Annotated in this window: 11 protein-coding genes; 2 read left to right on the top strand and 9 right to left on the bottom strand. The window is 71.3% G+C overall.

Annotation, left to right across the window (positions count from 1 at the left end):
* The 4 genes from ACIBG8_RS39590 to ACIBG8_RS39575 are packed head-to-tail and all read right to left on the bottom strand — an operon-like array spanning position 1 to position 5,142.
* The gene (locus ACIBG8_RS39590) at positions 1-1,221 is read right to left on the bottom strand and encodes a cytochrome P450 (RefSeq protein WP_397348353.1); all 1,221 of its coding nucleotides are present in this window, start codon (positions 1,219-1,221) and stop codon (positions 1-3) included.
* On the bottom strand, positions 1,218-2,228 hold the full coding sequence (locus ACIBG8_RS39585; RefSeq protein WP_397348352.1) for an alpha-hydroxy acid oxidase: 1,011 nt from the start codon (positions 2,226-2,228) through the stop codon (positions 1,218-1,220). Before ACIBG8_RS39585 ends, ACIBG8_RS39590 begins: the two co-directional genes overlap by 4 nt.
* Complete coding sequence (locus ACIBG8_RS39580; protein WP_397348351.1) at positions 2,228-3,739, bottom strand: NAD(P)-binding domain-containing protein; 1,512 nt, start codon at positions 3,737-3,739, stop codon at positions 2,228-2,230. The genes ACIBG8_RS39585 and ACIBG8_RS39580 overlap by 1 nt, the downstream gene beginning before the upstream one ends.
* Positions 3,740-3,762: 23 nt before the next feature.
* Positions 3,763-5,142: a class I adenylate-forming enzyme family protein gene (locus tag ACIBG8_RS39575; RefSeq protein WP_397348350.1), complete on the bottom strand. Its 1,380-nt coding sequence runs from the start codon at positions 5,140-5,142 to the stop codon at positions 3,763-3,765.
* 31 nt (positions 5,143-5,173) lie between these two features.
* Between ACIBG8_RS39575 and ACIBG8_RS39570 the strand changes: the two genes are divergently transcribed.
* Complete coding sequence (locus ACIBG8_RS39570; RefSeq protein WP_397348349.1) at positions 5,174-5,848, top strand: sulfotransferase family protein; 675 nt, start codon at positions 5,174-5,176, stop codon at positions 5,846-5,848.
* A gap of 50 nt (positions 5,849-5,898) precedes the next feature.
* Positions 5,899-6,948, top strand: coding sequence for a hypothetical protein (locus tag ACIBG8_RS39565; RefSeq protein ID WP_397348348.1), 1,050 nt, complete (start codon positions 5,899-5,901; stop codon positions 6,946-6,948).
* Here ACIBG8_RS39565 and ACIBG8_RS39560 read toward each other — a convergent pair whose 3' ends face one another.
* Genes ACIBG8_RS39560 through ACIBG8_RS39540 form a run of 5 tightly spaced genes read right to left on the bottom strand, consistent with a single transcriptional unit; the run spans position 6,949 to position 14,762 of the window.
* Complete coding sequence (locus ACIBG8_RS39560; RefSeq protein ID WP_397348347.1) at positions 6,949-8,919, bottom strand: hypothetical protein; 1,971 nt, start codon at positions 8,917-8,919, stop codon at positions 6,949-6,951. It lies immediately after the preceding gene.
* 12 nt (positions 8,920-8,931) lie between these two features.
* The gene (locus ACIBG8_RS39555; RefSeq protein WP_397348346.1) at positions 8,932-10,728 is read right to left on the bottom strand and encodes a carbamoyltransferase; all 1,797 of its coding nucleotides are present in this window, start codon (positions 10,726-10,728) and stop codon (positions 8,932-8,934) included.
* Positions 10,725-11,891, bottom strand: coding sequence for a M24 family metallopeptidase (locus ACIBG8_RS39550; RefSeq protein WP_397348345.1), 1,167 nt, complete (start codon positions 11,889-11,891; stop codon positions 10,725-10,727). The genes ACIBG8_RS39555 and ACIBG8_RS39550 overlap by 4 nt, the downstream gene beginning before the upstream one ends.
* Before the next feature lie 7 nt (positions 11,892-11,898).
* Entirely contained in the window at positions 11,899-12,948 is a 1,050-nt protein-coding gene (locus tag ACIBG8_RS39545; RefSeq protein WP_397348344.1) for a PLP-dependent cysteine synthase family protein, read from the bottom strand.
* On the bottom strand, positions 12,945-14,762 hold the full coding sequence (locus tag ACIBG8_RS39540) for an asparagine synthetase B family protein (RefSeq protein WP_397348343.1): 1,818 nt from the start codon (positions 14,760-14,762) through the stop codon (positions 12,945-12,947). The genes ACIBG8_RS39545 and ACIBG8_RS39540 overlap by 4 nt, the downstream gene beginning before the upstream one ends.
* Between the last annotated feature and the right edge of the window lie 14 nt (positions 14,763-14,776).

Here is a 14,776-nt window from a genome sequence, read left to right as displayed (position 1 = left end):
TCAGAGCTCCTCCTGTAGGAAGTGGCGCGCGCAGAGGCGCTTCCTTCGCGCGTCCCACACCATGTAGGTGCCGAGGACGAGTTGTACGGCGCTGCGCCAGACGTCCTCGACGCCGTCGCGGTACCGCATGAGCGCCAGCGCACGCGGCGACGGCGCGGTGCCGGGCGCGGTGATCAGGCACGGCCCCCTGTTGGGCATCGGCCTGGTGTGGGAGACCGTGGAGTGCAGCGCGCGGTCGCGCAGGATCTCCAGGGTGGCGGCCCGCATGGCGATCGGCGCCAGCCGCCAGGCGGGACACGGCCGGTTGGCCGCCACGCCGAACGGGACGTGGTGCGGCCACCGGGGCCGTTCCGGATCGAACCGGCCAGGGTCGTCGACGCCCGCGTGGTGGAAGGCCTGGTAGTTGAAGCAGAGCACGGACCCGGCCGGGACGGTGACACCGGTGGAGAGGTCGATGTCGTCCGTGGTGATGCGGTGGGCGATGCCGAACAGCGGGTAGAGGCGCAGCGTCTCGGCGATGACCAGGTCCAGGTAGTGCGCGTCCTGTTCACGGACCCGCTCCTGCGCCGAGGGGTGCTGGGCCAGGACGAGCAGCAGGTGGGCCATGGCCTCCGACATCTGCACGACGGCCGTGGTGAAGAAGGTGCCCTGGAGGTAGAAGGCCTGCTCCTGGAGGGTCAGCTCGGCGGGCAGCGGGAGGCGTACCCGGTGGAGGTTCTGCCGCAGGTAGCGGGTCAGCCGGTCGCGCCGCCGCATGTGCCGCAGGCCGCAGCACTTCAGTGCGGTGGCCACGTCGTCGGCGTTGGCAGCGATCAGCGCGCGGGCTTCGGGAGGGCAGCGCTCGCCGAAGACGAGCTCGTAGGTGAACTCCGCCCACAGCGGCATCATCAGGTCGCGCAGCCGTACCGGCCCGGATGCGCCGGACACGGTGCGGGCCACGCAGCGACGGGTGAGCTCCTCCGCCTCGGCTCGCCGTACGGAGAGGAACGCCCTGGTGGTGCGGGCGACCGCCTCGTAGCGCTCGCCCGCCTCCAGGTGTTCCTGGTGCACCTCGGCGCCCGGCGACAACCAGTACCAGAACAGGTCGGACAGGGCCGCGCCCTTGCTGCGGCCCCCGGCCGCCGGATGTGCGTAGAGCTCCTCGAACAGGTCGACGGGCACCTCGATGCCGTCCCTGGCGAACAGCTTCGTGCGCAACGCCGTGATGGTCTGCTGGATCACCGTCGCACCAGCCCCGGGCCGAGGTCGCGCAACGAGGCGCAGCCGCACATGGTCAGCGCGTGCTCGACCTCCTCGCGGAACGTGCGCAGGACGCTGTCCACGCCGCGCTCGCCGTCCGCCGCCAGCCCCCAGAGCACCGGACGGCCGACGGCCACCGCGTCCGCGCCGAGCGCCAGGGCCTTGAGCACGTCGGTGCCGCGCCGTACGCCACCGTCCAGAAGGACGGGCACCGCCCCGGCCACGGCCGCCGCGATCTCGGGAAGCACGTCGATCGTGGCGGGAACCGTGTCGATCTGCCGACCGCCGTGGTTGGACACCACGATCCCGTCCGCGCCGTGGTCGAGCGCCAGCCGGGCGTCGTCGGGGCGCAGGACGCCCTTGACCACGATCGGCAGGTCGGTCAGCCGCCTGAGCACGGCCAGGTGCTCCCAGGTCAGCTCGGGCATCATGGCGATCGGGCGGACCCGGTCGCCGTCGCGCAGGTTCTCGCAGTACATGCCGTCGGGCAGGTCGTGGAAGCCGTGGTCGTGCTCGCGCCTGCCCCTCGCCGGCGAGTCCACGGTGACCACCAGGACCGTGCAGCCCGCTGCCTCGGCCCGCCTGATGACCGTCCTGGTGAAGTCGAGGTCGGGCTGGACGTACAGCTGGAACCACAACCGCGCGCCGGGCGCGGCTGCGGCGATGTCGCCCACCGCGACCGTCGCCGCCATGCTCACGATCATGATCGTCTCGGCCGACGCGGCGGCCCGCGCGGTGGCCCGCTCGCCCTCGGGATGGGCCAGCCGGTGGAAGGCGGTCGGCGCGACCAGGACGGGCATGGCGGCCCTGTTGCCGAACAGGGTCACGTCCGTCTGGAGCTTGCCCGTCCCGCGCAGCACGCGCGGCAGCAGGCAGATCCGCTGGAACGCCGTCTCGTTGGCGCGCAGCGTGACCTCCTCGCCGGCGCCGCCCGAGAAGTAGCGGTAGTGGGCCGGGTCCAGGCGCGCGCGGGCCGCCGCCTCGAACATCACAACACCTTGGCGAAGAACGCGCGCAGCGGCTCGACGTGCACCTCTGGCGAGGTCCACTCGTTCTCCAGGTTCTCGGTGATGTGGTGGACCTCGGTCGGCGTACGGACCACCGGGTGCAGGTAGTGCCCCTCCGCCGCCCGCGCCGCGTCGTTCTGCCTGATGCGGCCGACCGCCACGTCGAACGGGTCCACCTGGTCGTGGTCCGGCCCGTACTCCAGGGTGATCGCGACGTGGTCGCCCCGCTCCATCCCGACCGGCACCTCCTCCCGGTAGGTCGCGCCGCCCTGCCCGTCGAAGGTGATGACGTCGCTCATCAGCCCGAACTGCTGCCAGAGCGCGGAGCTGCGGTTGACCCGCTCGATCACCGCGTCGGCGAGCGCCTGCGGCTCGGCCTTCAGCTCCCGCGCCGGCCAGGGGACGCCGTGGTACCTGGACTCCAGGTGGCGGTGCAGCGCCCTGGCGCCGTAGCGGAAGCCGTGGATGAAGCCGCTGGTGCCGCGCTTGAAGTCGCGCGACTGCGTGACGGTGCCCGCGAAGTACAGGCCGGGCACGTTGACGGACTCGTAGCAGGGGGTGAGCTCGGGGAACCTGTCGTCGATGACCAGCGCGGGCCTGCAGCTCGCGCCGAAGATCTCCGCGTCGAACCGGAACCCGGTGCAGACGATCACCCGGTCGTACGGGATGTCCTTGGTGACCTCGTTGGCCCTGGCGAAGCTGACGGTCACCAGGTAGGAGCCGTCCGGCCGCCGCTCGATGCGCTTGACGTCGCCGTCGAGGAGGGCGTTCTGGGACTTGAGCTGGTAGGTGTCGAGCAGGGTGTTGTTGACCGCGCGCAGGTGGCCGACGAAGTGGGTGCGCCAGGCCATGCGGACGGAGTTGGGGCCCGCGACGTGGATGACGGCGGCGTTCTCCACGAGGTTGTTGGCCGTCTCGAAGGCGGAGTTGCCCTTGCCGATGACGAGGACGCGCTGTCCGGTGAAGGCGGTGGGGTCGGTGTCGACGAGGCCGTACAGGTCGGCGTCCTCGATGCCGGGGATCGCGGGGAGGTTGGGGCGGGTGACGCCGGTCGCGACGATCAGCCGTCGCGCGCTGTAGGTCCTGCCCTGCGCGTCCGTCGCGGTGAACAGCCCGTCGCCGCGCTCCACCGAAAGCACCTGGGCGTCGTAGGTGATGTTGAGGCCGCAGGCCGTGGCGAAGTCGGCCAGGTAGCGGACCATGTCGTCGGCGTCGGGGAAGTAGCGGTCGCTGTAGCGGGTGAACAGCAGGTTCTGGTCGTCCGACAGCAGGGAGTTCCAGTCCATCCTGAGGTTGAGCTCGGGATCGTCCCAGCCGGTGTGCTTCTTGTTGATCGAGATGAGCTGCCGGTGCCGGGGGAAGGTGCGGAAGAACGTGCCGGGCGACGGTCCGGCCTCCAGGATCAGGTAGCTGCGCGCCGCCTGGTGGAGGAGGTGGCCGAGCTGCAACCCGGCGGGACCGGCGCCGATGACGAGGTAGTCAAAAGAATTCACACCGCATTGTTGGCGCGGGTTTATCAGAGAATGCTCAGAAGTCGTGATTTATCCGGCTTGCCGCTCGTTCCCACCGGGACCTCCTCGATCAGCGTCAGCGTCTTGGGGACGTTGTCCGCTCCCAGCTCGCGAAGCACCAGCGCGGCGAGGTCCGCGTAACGAGGCTTCCCGCCCGAGGCGGGCACGACGAAGGCGTGTACGGCTTCGCCGGTGTCGTCGTCCGGCGCGCCGACCACGTACGCCTCGGCCACGTCGGGATGGGCGGCCAGGGTGCGCTCGATCGGTCCCGCGTACACGACCATGGCGTTGACCATGATCACATCCCGGGTCCTGCCGTCGAGGTACAGGTGGCCGTCCTCGAAGCGGCCGAGGTCGCGGGTGTTGATCCAGCCGTCGTGCGGCGGCCGTCCCCAGTACCCGGACATCATGTACGGGCTGCGCACGTGGATCTCCCCGGCCCTGATGTCGATCTCGACGTTCTGGTGCGGCCTGCCGACCGACCCGGGAGCGGTGTCCAGCTCCTCCGGGGTGAGCATGGAGATGGAGCCCGCCTCGGTCTGGCCGTACCCCTGGAAGACGATGGGCCCCAGGCGCTCGGCGGCCTCCCTGAGGCGCTTCTCGCTGATCGGGGAGCCGGAGACCATGAGCGCGCGCAGGCTGCCGACGGGGAGCATGCGGTGCAGGCGGGCGACGGTGATGATCGACCCGGTGACGCCGTACCGCTCGAACGCCTGCGGGAACACCGGCCTGCCGTCGTCCTCGGGGATCACCGCCGTGCCGCCGCCCAGCAGGCAGGGCGCGACGAACTCCATGACGACCATGCTGGCCAGGGTGCCGAACAGCAGGTAACGCTCGAACGCCGCGGCGAACCTGCGGGCGACCGGCGACCAGACGTCCGGCTGCCACGCCCAGTGCGCGCTCAGCCCCTGGTAGGTGAGCGCGCAGCCCTTGGGCCGGCCGGTGCTGCCGCTGGTGAACGTCACCGTGGCGACGTCGCCGGGGCGGGCGGTGACGGTGAGCTCCGGCGCGGTGGGCGTCTCGTGCAGGAGGTCCTCCAGGAGCAGCGCCCCGCCGGGCAGCTCGTTGTGGCGGTCGCTGAGCCTGGCGTCGACGTCCATCGACAGGACGTGGGCGAGCTGGCCTGGCGGGTAGCCGGGGCGGATCCCGACGACGCGGCAGCCGACGACGTGCGCGGCCATGTGGGCGGCGAAGGCCTCAGGCGTCACCTCGGTCCTGACGGCCAGGCCGGAGCCTGGGCCGAGCCCTCGGCCGCGCAGTGCCGCTGCCAGGCGGCTGATCAGGGCGTACAGCTCGCCCCGCGTGACGACCCTGTCGCCGTGCTCCATGACGGGGCTGCCGGGGTCGGTGGCCAGGACGTTGAGGAGTGGCTCGGGAAAGTTCACATTAAAGACGGTAAGAGGGATATTGCAGATTATGAAGGTGATCGGCGCGGGGTTCGGGCGTACGGGAACCAGGTCCTTGCAGGCGGCGCTCGAACGGCTGGGTTTCGGGCCGTGCTACCACATGTCCACGGTCATCGCCGAGCCGTTCCGCATCCGCCAGTGGCTCGACGGCGTGCCGTGGGAGGAGATGTTCGCCGGCTTCCAGTCGGCGGTGGACTGGCCGGCGTCGGCCTACTGGAAGGAGCTGGCCGCGCACTACCCGGAGGCCAAGGTCGTCCTCACCGTCCGCGACCCCGCCCGGTGGTACGAGAGCGTGAGCACCACCATCTTCGCCAGCGCCCTCGCGGAGCGCACCCGGCTGCCCCTGCGCAGGCGGGTGCTCAGGTGGCTGGTGGCCAGGCGCGCCCCCGACTTCGCCCTCTACCCGCGCATGGCCAGGGCCACGGTCATGGACCCGATCTTCGGCGGCAGGATCGACGACAGGGAGCACGTCCTGAAGGTCTTCGACCAGCACATAGCGGACGTCAAAGCCGCCCTTCCGAAGGAACGCCTGCTGGTCTTCGACGCCGGGCAGGGCTGGGAGCCGCTGTGCGAATTCCTCGGCGTGCCCGTGCCCGAGGAGCCGTTCCCGCACGCCAACGAGAGGACCGCGTTCGCGGCCAAACGTTCGCGGCGGCGGCTGCGGCTCATCGTGCGGGGGAAGTGAGTAGCTCACTACTCATCTGCCGCGCACCTTTACGGCATTCACTCGCAGGCATGAGATTCCTGAGCACATGGCTCGCCGCCCTCGGGGTGGCTGGAGCCGTACTGAGCATGACGGCGGTGCCCGCGTCGGCGGGCGGACGGCAGCCGGTGACGGTCAGCGGCGTGCGGGCCTCGGTGGACGGGGAGTGCCCTGCGCAGGTCGGGTTCACCGCGCGGATCAGGTCGGGCAGGGGTACGGTCACCTACCGGTGGGTGCGCAGCGACGGGACGAAGGGCCGGATCCAGACCCTCAGGTTCCGGCACGCGGGCGTCAAGACGGTGCGCTCCCGGTGGACGATCGAGGACGACTACCCGGGCTGGCAGGCCGTGCAGGTCCTCTCGCCCCGGCGCTTCACCTCCCAGAAGGCCCGGTTCACCGTGTCGTCGTGCACGCAGCCGCCGCCCCCGGCGGAGGAGCGGCAGGACGTGCGCGCGACGATCAAGCACGCGGTCGGCGACTGCCAGGGCGCGTACGCCGCGGTCGGCCTGGTCGCGACGGTGTCGGTGAACCACGGGCCGGAGACGCTGCGATACCGCTGGAAGACCTCCTCCCAGGACGGGAACTGGGCCACGCTGTCCTTCGGGCAGGGCGGCGAGCAGTCCAAGCAGATCGAGTACGGCAGCGCCTACAAGTCGGGCGAGCACTGGGCGGTCCTGGAGATCGACGGCTGGCTCACCACGCCACGCCACACGTTCACGGTGACCTGCCAGGAGCCGGTGACCGCCGAGGCCAAGGTGGACCCGATCCCCTCCTACGACTCCTACTGCGACGGCGGCGTGCCCGAGCACCTCAGGGCCGTGGTGCGGGTGACCAGCACCCCGGCGACCGTCCGGATCCAGTGGAAGGGGAAGCTGAGGGCGCACGCCTCGGATCCCTGGGGGCCGGAGGACGACCTCTGGACCGAGCAGACGCTCACCTTCAAGGCCGGTGACCCCCTGGAGCGGGCGGTGGAGGCGGACACGAGGGTCTGGAGCCCGGCCGAGTACGCCTTCGCCCTCCAGATCCTCGCGCCCAACCGCGCCATGTCCAACTGGTCGGCCTTCTCCGTCCGCTGCAAGTAGCTACTGCCAGCCCGTCGACGCGCTCACCCGCGAGGCCCGGACGGGCTCCTCCTCCCCCCGAGCGCCGGACAGCTCGAAGGTGGCCGTGTAAAGGGCGCCGAACACCGGGAGCACGCTCGGGAAGAGCCGCCTGGCCAGCGCCGAGCCGTCCGCCTCGACGGCGTCGGCGTAGGCCGTGCGCGGCACAGGCCAGGCGATCTCCACGGTGTTCACCCCCTCGCGGGTGGCCGACGCGGGGATCTGCAGGGCCGTACGGCACCAGGTGGCGGCCTGGGGCAGCTCGCCCACGGGCACGCCGTTCACGCTGACCGTGGCGTTCCCGTGGGGGAGGCGGTGGACCAGGCGCAGCCAACCGCCCTGAGGAGAGGCGAGGGCCAGGTGGAAGGTCGTGTTCTCCTTGGTCGCCTCGAAGAACGCCTTGCCGGGCACGAAGTTGGGTGCGCGGAAGGCGCGCCCGTCGACGCGCCCCAGCAGGTCGACCGAGCGCCACCGGCACGTCGCCGGGTCGGTCGGGCGGCCGAGCAGCTCCTGGACCACGCGGCGGAAGGTCCAGTAGCCGCCGGAGTGCTCCCTGGTCTGCGCGATCTGGTAGCACACCTGCATGGTCTGCGGGTCGGCGTGCAGGCCGGTCATGGCCGGATGCGTCCAGCGGGGGCCGGGCGTCTCGAGCACGTCGAGGTAGCTCCCGATGACCTGCCTCGTGCTGTCCGGGTCGGCGGCCAGGGCCCTTTCGAGCTGTTCGCGTACGGCTTCCGCCGGCTGCTCGCGCAGCGCGCGGTACCCGGCGGCGAGGGAGTGGCCCAGGGCGCGCACACGGGGAGACGCGCCCTGGCCCGGCTCGGTGGTCCCGGCGGGCAGGCCGGACACGGCGTCGGCGACGTGCGCCATGACGCGCTCGATGCCCACGTCGTTGAGGTGGATGTGGTCGAGGAAGCAGGCGGGATCGGGCAGCGAGGGGTGCTCGTCCCAGGACAGCGCCACGCCCGCGTCGACGTGCTTGAGCCCGTTGGCCCGCGCGAAGTCCAGCAGGCGCTTCCTGATCGGGGTGATCACGCCGGACACGTGGTCGAGCAGGAGGCCGGGGGTGGCGTCCCGGGCCCGCTCCAGGAAGTCGCGGGCGGGAGCGCCCCCGGCCAGCGCCGCGTGGCCCCTGATGCGCCACGACACCGGGCTGAGCCCGCGGTCGAGCTGCACCATCCTGGCGGCCAGCGCCCCGGCCCGAGCCGGGTCGCCCGCGGCCACCGCTTCGGCGCGCAGGGCGTACCACGAGCGCAGGTCGGCCTCCGGCAGGACGGGCACCTCGATCTCGGCGGCCGGTGTCCACCCGGCCAGGTTGCTCTCCGGCACCACGACGACGATCTCGCTGGTCTCGCTGAGCCGCAGGAGGTCCTCCAGCAGGCGGTCCACCTCGGGCAGGATCACGTTCTCCACGTACACCCTGCGCATCTCGGGGTACCCGCCCCGGCGGACGGCCGCCGCCAGCACGTCGCGGTAGCCGTCGTCGAGCGGGGCGAACATGAAGTTGTTGCCCGCGTAGAGCACGACGACGTCGGGCTCGACGGCGGGCAGCGCGCGCAGGGTCGCGCGCAGCGTCCAGATGTCGATGTTGCTGCGGGCCAGGTCCACCACCTGGTCGCCGGCGAGCTGCGCGGCGAGCGCCTTGGCCGGGGTGAACCCCGGCTCCAGCAGCCAGCCGCGCGCCACGGACTCGCCGACCAGCGCCACCCGGCGGCGTCCGGCGGGCGCGGGGACGTACGGCACGTCGGCCCAGCGGAACCAGTCCGCCGCGTTCTCGCGCCGCCGCAGGGCCACTCCCTCGTCGGTGGACACGGTGTCCCACACGCCGATGCCGTCCTGCGGCTCCGGCTCGGCGGTGACGCCCGGCTTTCTCATGACCTTCTGCAACTCGGCGAGGATCTCGGCACCACGGGTGTCCGAGAGCAGTCGGGCGAGGCGGTCAGCTGGCTTCATGGCGTCCCCCTTTCAGAAGAACGTGTAGCTGTCGCTGCGCGACACGGGCGGGTGACGCGGGATGGCCGCCTCGGCGATGGCCCAGCTCGGCGGGGTGTCCTCGCGGCGGATGAGCAGGTCGTCCAGCACGAGGACGTCGATGCGGCAGCGGACGAAGCAGGCAAGCGCGTCGCCCGCGTCGCAGACGATGGGCTCGCCGCGCATGTTGAAGGAGGTGTTGAGCAGGATGGGGTAGCCGGTCAGCCGCCCGAACTCGGTGAGCAGGCCGTGGAAGCGGGGGTCGACCTCGCTGTTCACGGTCTGGACGCGGGCTGAGCCGTCCACGTGGGTGATGGCGGGCAGCGCTGACGCGTGCCGTACCTGGGCGGTCTCCAGCATGAACGGGGCGGGCAGGTCGCGCTCGAAGAACTCCGCGCACCTCTCCTCTGGTACGACAGGAGCGAACGGGCGGAACGCCTCGCGCTTCTTGACCAGGGCGTTGATGTGGTCGCGCATCCGCTCGTCGCGCGGGTCGGCGATGATGGACCGGGCGCCGAGCGCGCGCGGGCCGTACTCCATCCGGCCCTGGTACCAGCCCACGACCTTGCCCTGGGCCAGCAGCTCCGCGGTGGCGGCGAGCAGCCCTGCCTCGTCGCCGGCGAAGTCGCTGTGCGGCACCTCGGCGCGCACCAGGCAGTCGCGCACGTGCCTGACGTCGTAGCGCGGGCCGAGCCGCGCGTCGCGGAGCGCCTCCGGGGTGAACGAGCCGGAGAGCCGGTGGTGGCACAGCAGCGCGGCGCCGAGCGCACCGCCCGAGTCGCCGGAGGCGGGCTGCACGAACATCTCGGTGAAGGGGCCGTCGCGCCTGATCCGGCTGTTGGCCACGCAGTTCAGCGCGACGCCCCCGGCGTACACGAGGTTGTCGGAGCCGGTGAGCTCGTGCAGGTGGCGCGCCTTGTCCAGCAGGACCTCCTCCAGGAGGTCCTGCATGCTGGCCGCGACGTCCTCGTGGAAGGCGTCGAACTCGCTCTCCGGCTCGCGCGGGGGCCGGCCGAGCAGCTCGGGGACGGCAGCGGTGAACATGCGGTCCGCGCCGCCGAAGGAGAAGAACTCCTGGTCCAGCTCGAAGCCGCCGCCTGGGCCGTTGACCAGCATCTGCCGCATCTTGTCGGCGAAGCGCGGCTTGCCCGACGAGGCCAGCGCCATGACCTTGTACTCGTCGCTGTTCACGGCGAAGCCCAGGTAGGAGGTGAGCGCGCTGTAGAACAGGCCCAGCGAGTGCGGGAAGCTGATCTCCTCCAGGAGCTTCAGCCCGCCGTCGTCGGCGTGGCCGTAGCTGGTCGTGGTCCACTCGCCGACGGCATCGGCGGTGAACAGCGCCGCCTCGCGGAAACCCGAGCAGTAGAAGGCGCTCGCCGCGTGCGACTCGTGGTGGGTGAAGGTGTGGACGGGGCCGTCGAACCCGAGCAGCTCGCGGATCTCGCGCAGCGGGCGGGCCGCGTCGAGCTGGGCCAGGCTCTGGCCGTGCAGCCGCGGCATGCCGGAAGCCGTGTAGTCGAACTCCAGCAGCGGCTCGTACTCCTGGTCGACACCCGTCCAGAGCTGGCGGGAGAGCTTGGCGACCGGATCCTCGTAGTAGGCGACGCAGTCGACGTCCGCGATGTCGATCCCGGCGTCGAGCAGGCACGAGCGGAAGGCGTTGACCGGCATTGCCCGGTCGTAGCGCCGGCGGGTGAAGCGCTCCTCGTGCGCGGCGGCGACGGGCCGCCCGTCGATGACGACGGCGCACGCGGAGTCGTGGAACAACGCGGAAAGACCAACGATGATCATGAGAGGTCCCGGCTGAGAGTGGTGAGTAGCGTGTTGCCCGCTCGACCGACGACGAAGGGGTCCTCCACCTGGACGGCTCCGAAGCCGAGCTCGTGGTAGGGGGTCTCGACGTTGACGACGGTGCCTTCTTCGAGCCTGTCTTCGCTCGTGGGGGTGATGAGCACGCGATCGTAGAGCTCCACGCCGATGCCGTGCCCGACGTGCTGCCTGCGGTAGTGGGGCACGCCAGACTCGCGGACGGCCGACACGACGAGGTCGAACAGCTCCTTGCCCGCCATGCCGGGGCGGGCTTCGGCGAGGGCGCGATCCGCGCCCTCCTTCATGGCCGCGTGGTAGCGGACCAGCTTCTCCGGCGGCTCGCCCACGCTGTGGACGCGCGCCAGGTCCGACCAGTAGCCGCGGTGCACGCAGCCCACGTCCATCCACACCGCCTCGCCGGCGCGCAGCGGGACGTCGGTCGGCAGCCGCTGGCCGCCGACCGCCGACCTGCCGAACTTGATGAGGGTGAACCCGGGGCGGGCGCCCGCGGCGACGATCACCCGCTCGAACTCGCGGACCAGGTCGATCTCGGTGACGCCGGGCCTGGTGATCGCGACGACCGCCTTGATGGCGTCCTCGGTGATCACCGCGGCCTCGCGCAGCCGGTCGATCTCGTCGGGCGTCTTCACCTGTCTGGTCCAGCGCAGGAGGTCGGCGCCCTGCATGACGCGCGCGTGCGGCAGGGCGTCGCTGAGCCTCTCCATGAAGCCGTACGGCACGCCGTCCTCGTCCACGGCGAGCGTGCCGGAGAAGCCCCGGCCCACGGCCAGGACCAGCGCGTCCAGGGCGGTCGCCGCGCCAGGCACGTCGATGGCGGCCTCCCGCAGGCGTTCCTCGGCCGGTTCCAGCGCGGCGCCCGGGGTGACCTCGCGGAAGAAGTCGCCGAACCCGACGATCCCGCCCAGCCGTACGGTCGCGTCGAGGGCCTGGTCGAGGTCGCACCTCGGGGAGACGAGGTCCGTCCTGTCGGCGGTCACCACGGCGTAGCACTGCCCGGTGTGCGGCAGGACGGACTGGCTCACGTTGGAGATGCCGGTCAGGTAGAAGACGTTCTCCCGTATCGTCGCCACTACGGCGTCGACGTCCAGTTCTGCCATCCGCTGACGTAACCGTTCGACGTTCATCGGTGTCCTACCGGGTTATGGCGTAGCGACGGGTGAGCTGGACGGGGAGCGACTCCGGGTTGCGCGCCGCCTCGACCAGCCGCTCGGGGTCGGTCAGCCCACCGGCGGCGATCTTCTGCCAGAGGCCGTTCTTCCGCAGCCAGTCCTCGTTGAAGGACTCGCTGAGGTAGTGGATGCCGTCGTCGGCCGCCACCACCACGATCCGGCTCGGGTTGTGGTGCAGCGCGTAGTGCAGCGCGCCGAACACGGCGGCCCCGGCAGACTCGCCCACCAGGATCCCCTCCGTCCTGGCGAGCACGATGCTGGTGGCGATGCCCTCGTGGTCGGCCACGAGATGAGCATGGTCCAGCAGGTCCATGTCGATGCAGCCGGGCATCCACGGCAGCCCCAGCCCGCGCATCAGGTAGCCGGAGAAGGGGAAGCCCATGGCCGCCGAGCCGATGGCGTCCACCCCGATGGTCACCAGGCCGGGCAGCTCGCGCTTCAGCGTCGAGGAGAGCCCGCTGATGTGGCCGCCGGTGCCCACGGCCGTCACCAGAGCGTCGAACTGCGGAACGTCGCTCAGCAGCTCGTAGGAGGTCTGCTCGGCGTGGGCGCGCGGGTTGTCCGGGTTGTTGTACTGGTCGGGCCAGAACGAGCCGGGGATCTCGCGCAGCAGCTCCTTCACCCGGGCGATGCGGGGCCGCTGGTAGAGGCCGCCCTCGTCGGCGGTGTCCACGACCACGATCTCGGCGCCCAGCGCCTTCACGTACTCCAGCTTCGACCTGGGGGCGTTCGGGTCCACGACGAGGATGACCCGGTACCCGTTGACCGCGCCGATCAGGGCGAGCGCCTTGCCGACGTTCCCCGAGGTGGACTCGATGATCGTGCCCCCCGGGCGCAGCCGGCCGCTGAGCTCGGCGCGGCGGATCATGGACAGGACGGCCCGGTCCTTGATGCTCCCGCCGGGGTTGAACCCCTCCGCCTTGATCAGGATCTCGGTGCCAGGCACCGTGAGCCGGCGCAGCCGGATCACGGGCGTGCCGCCGATCGTGCTCAGGATGTCGTTGTGGATCACTGCAGCGCCAATCGCACCCGGTAGGCGGTCAGCCAGTTGTTGAGCTGGATCATGAGCTCGACGTCCGCGCGGGCGATCCGGTTCTCGGCGAGGATCTGCGGGTCGCCGGCGCGGGAGGCGGCCAGGTCCAGGTCCATCAGCGGGCGTACGGGGGCCTGGTTGTCGGCGAGGATCTCCTTGAGCTCGGCCTGCAGCTGCCCCGGGTAGTCGGGGTGGTTGCTGACCGGGGTGGCGCTGCGCCGCCGCTGCACGATCTCCTCGGGGAGCAGGTCGGCCACGGCCGCCCTGAGCAGGCCCTTCTCCATGCCGCCGTGCGCCTGGAGCTCGGCGGGGATGTTGTAGGCGTACTGCAGCAGCTTGTAGCTGTTGATCGGCGAGCGCGCCTGCAGCCCGGCGGCGGAGAACATCGCGTAGTCGGTGCGGAACAGCGTCAGCACCAGGTAGGAGACCCGGCGGAGCTGCCGCTGCCACTGGTCCTCGCCGGGCAGGTGCGCCACGTTGGCGATGGCGGTGGCGTAGGTGTCCCGGTAGTAGACGGGGAAGTCGAGGACGGCCAGCGTCTCCTTGTTGAGCAGCCCGGTGCCGAAGCCGTTGACGGCGCCGTGCCGCTGGGCCAGGGCCACCCACGGGAAGGTGCCCGACTCCACGAGCCCTCTGTCGATCGCCCAGTTGGAGCCCAGGAACGCGTTGTCGCCGCCGAACCCGGTCAGGATGACCTTGGACCCGGTCGCCGCCGTGTGGCGCAGGAAGATGTGCTGTCCGGCGTCCATGTCGTAGATGCGGGTCGGCGCCTCGGTCGCGTACAGCAGGCCGTCCTTGACGAGCGGGTGCAGGATGTCCGAGGGGCGCAGGCTGATCACCGTGTGCGCCGAGCCGATGTGCTGGGCCGCGATGCGCGCGTAGGGCTCGTCCTTGGTGCGCCGCATGACGTCGGCCTGGAACTCGCTGTCGAGGTAGTCGATCGTGTACGTGCGCAGCGGGTCGTGCCCCCTGCGCCGCAGCTCGGCGGCGGCGAGCGCGGCCACGGAGGAGGAGTCGATGCCGCCGGAGAGCATGGCGGCCAGCGACGAGCTGTCCTCGGGGAGGTTGAGCCTGATGCTCTCCTCCAGCAGGCCGCGGATCGTGCCGACGGTCGCGTCCAGGTCGTCGGTGTGCTCCTGGGTGGCCAGCTGCCAGTAGCGCTCGCGCCTGACCCTGCCCTCGCCGTCGAACGTCACGATCTCGGCCTGACCGACGCCCTCGAACCCGGCGAAGATCGGCCCGGTCGGGAGCGCGTGCGAGATGACCTGGCGCAGCCCGTCGACGTCCACCCTCGGCTTGACCTCGGGGTGGGCGAGCAGCGTGTCCCTGCGCGAGGCGAACAGCACGCCGGTCGGCGTGGTCGTGAAGAACAGCGGCTGGCCGCCGATCCTGTCCCTGGCCAGGACGAGCTCGCGGGAGCGCCCGTCCCAGATGACGATCGCGAACGGACCGTCCAGCCACGGCACGAAGCCGGTTCCCCACTCCAGATAGGCGCGCACGGCCAGCTCGGCGGCCGACACCCCGGACGGCACGCCCGGCAGCTTCCGCCGGAGCTCGTCCAGCCCGTACGGTGTCCCGACGACGCAGGCGGCCACAGGCCCCGGCTCCAGGGCGAACGGGCGACCGTCCACCCCGAGGTCGAGCTCGCGGAAGCCGATCGCGGCGTGCGGGGAGATCCACACCCCCTCGTCGTCAGGGCCGCGCTGCGCCAGAGTCCCGGTCAGCGCCGTCATCAGCGGCGCTTCCAGCGCCAGATTCTTGGAATAGTCGATCCATCCGACAACACCTGACATCGGATCGCCCTTCT

It is taken from the genome of Nonomuraea sp. NPDC050556 (assembly GCF_044457355.1).
Classification (GTDB): domain Bacteria; phylum Actinomycetota; class Actinomycetes; order Streptosporangiales; family Streptosporangiaceae; genus Nonomuraea.
Note: the sequence above shows the minus strand (reverse complement) of the source record. Positions and strands in the feature narration are given on the sequence as shown.

Excerpts from the sequence above, each read along its gene's own strand:
- ACIBG8_RS39540 (WP_397348343.1), bottom strand. The coding sequence starts at position 14,762 with ATGTCAGGTGTTGTCGGATGGATCGACTATTCCAAGAATCTGGCGCTG.
- ACIBG8_RS39555 (WP_397348346.1), bottom strand. The coding sequence starts at position 10,728 with ATGATCATCGTTGGTCTTTCCGCGTTGTTCCACGACTCCGCGTGCGCC.
- ACIBG8_RS39550 (WP_397348345.1), bottom strand. The coding sequence starts at position 11,891 with ATGAACGTCGAACGGTTACGTCAGCGGATGGCAGAACTGGACGTCGAC.
- ACIBG8_RS39570 (WP_397348349.1), top strand. The coding sequence starts at position 5,174 with ATGAAGGTGATCGGCGCGGGGTTCGGGCGTACGGGAACCAGGTCCTTG.
- ACIBG8_RS39560 (WP_397348347.1), bottom strand. The coding sequence starts at position 8,919 with ATGAAGCCAGCTGACCGCCTCGCCCGACTGCTCTCGGACACCCGTGGT.
- ACIBG8_RS39565 (WP_397348348.1), top strand. The coding sequence starts at position 5,899 with ATGAGATTCCTGAGCACATGGCTCGCCGCCCTCGGGGTGGCTGGAGCC.
- ACIBG8_RS39585 (WP_397348352.1), bottom strand. The coding sequence starts at position 2,228 with ATGTTCGAGGCGGCGGCCCGCGCGCGCCTGGACCCGGCCCACTACCGC.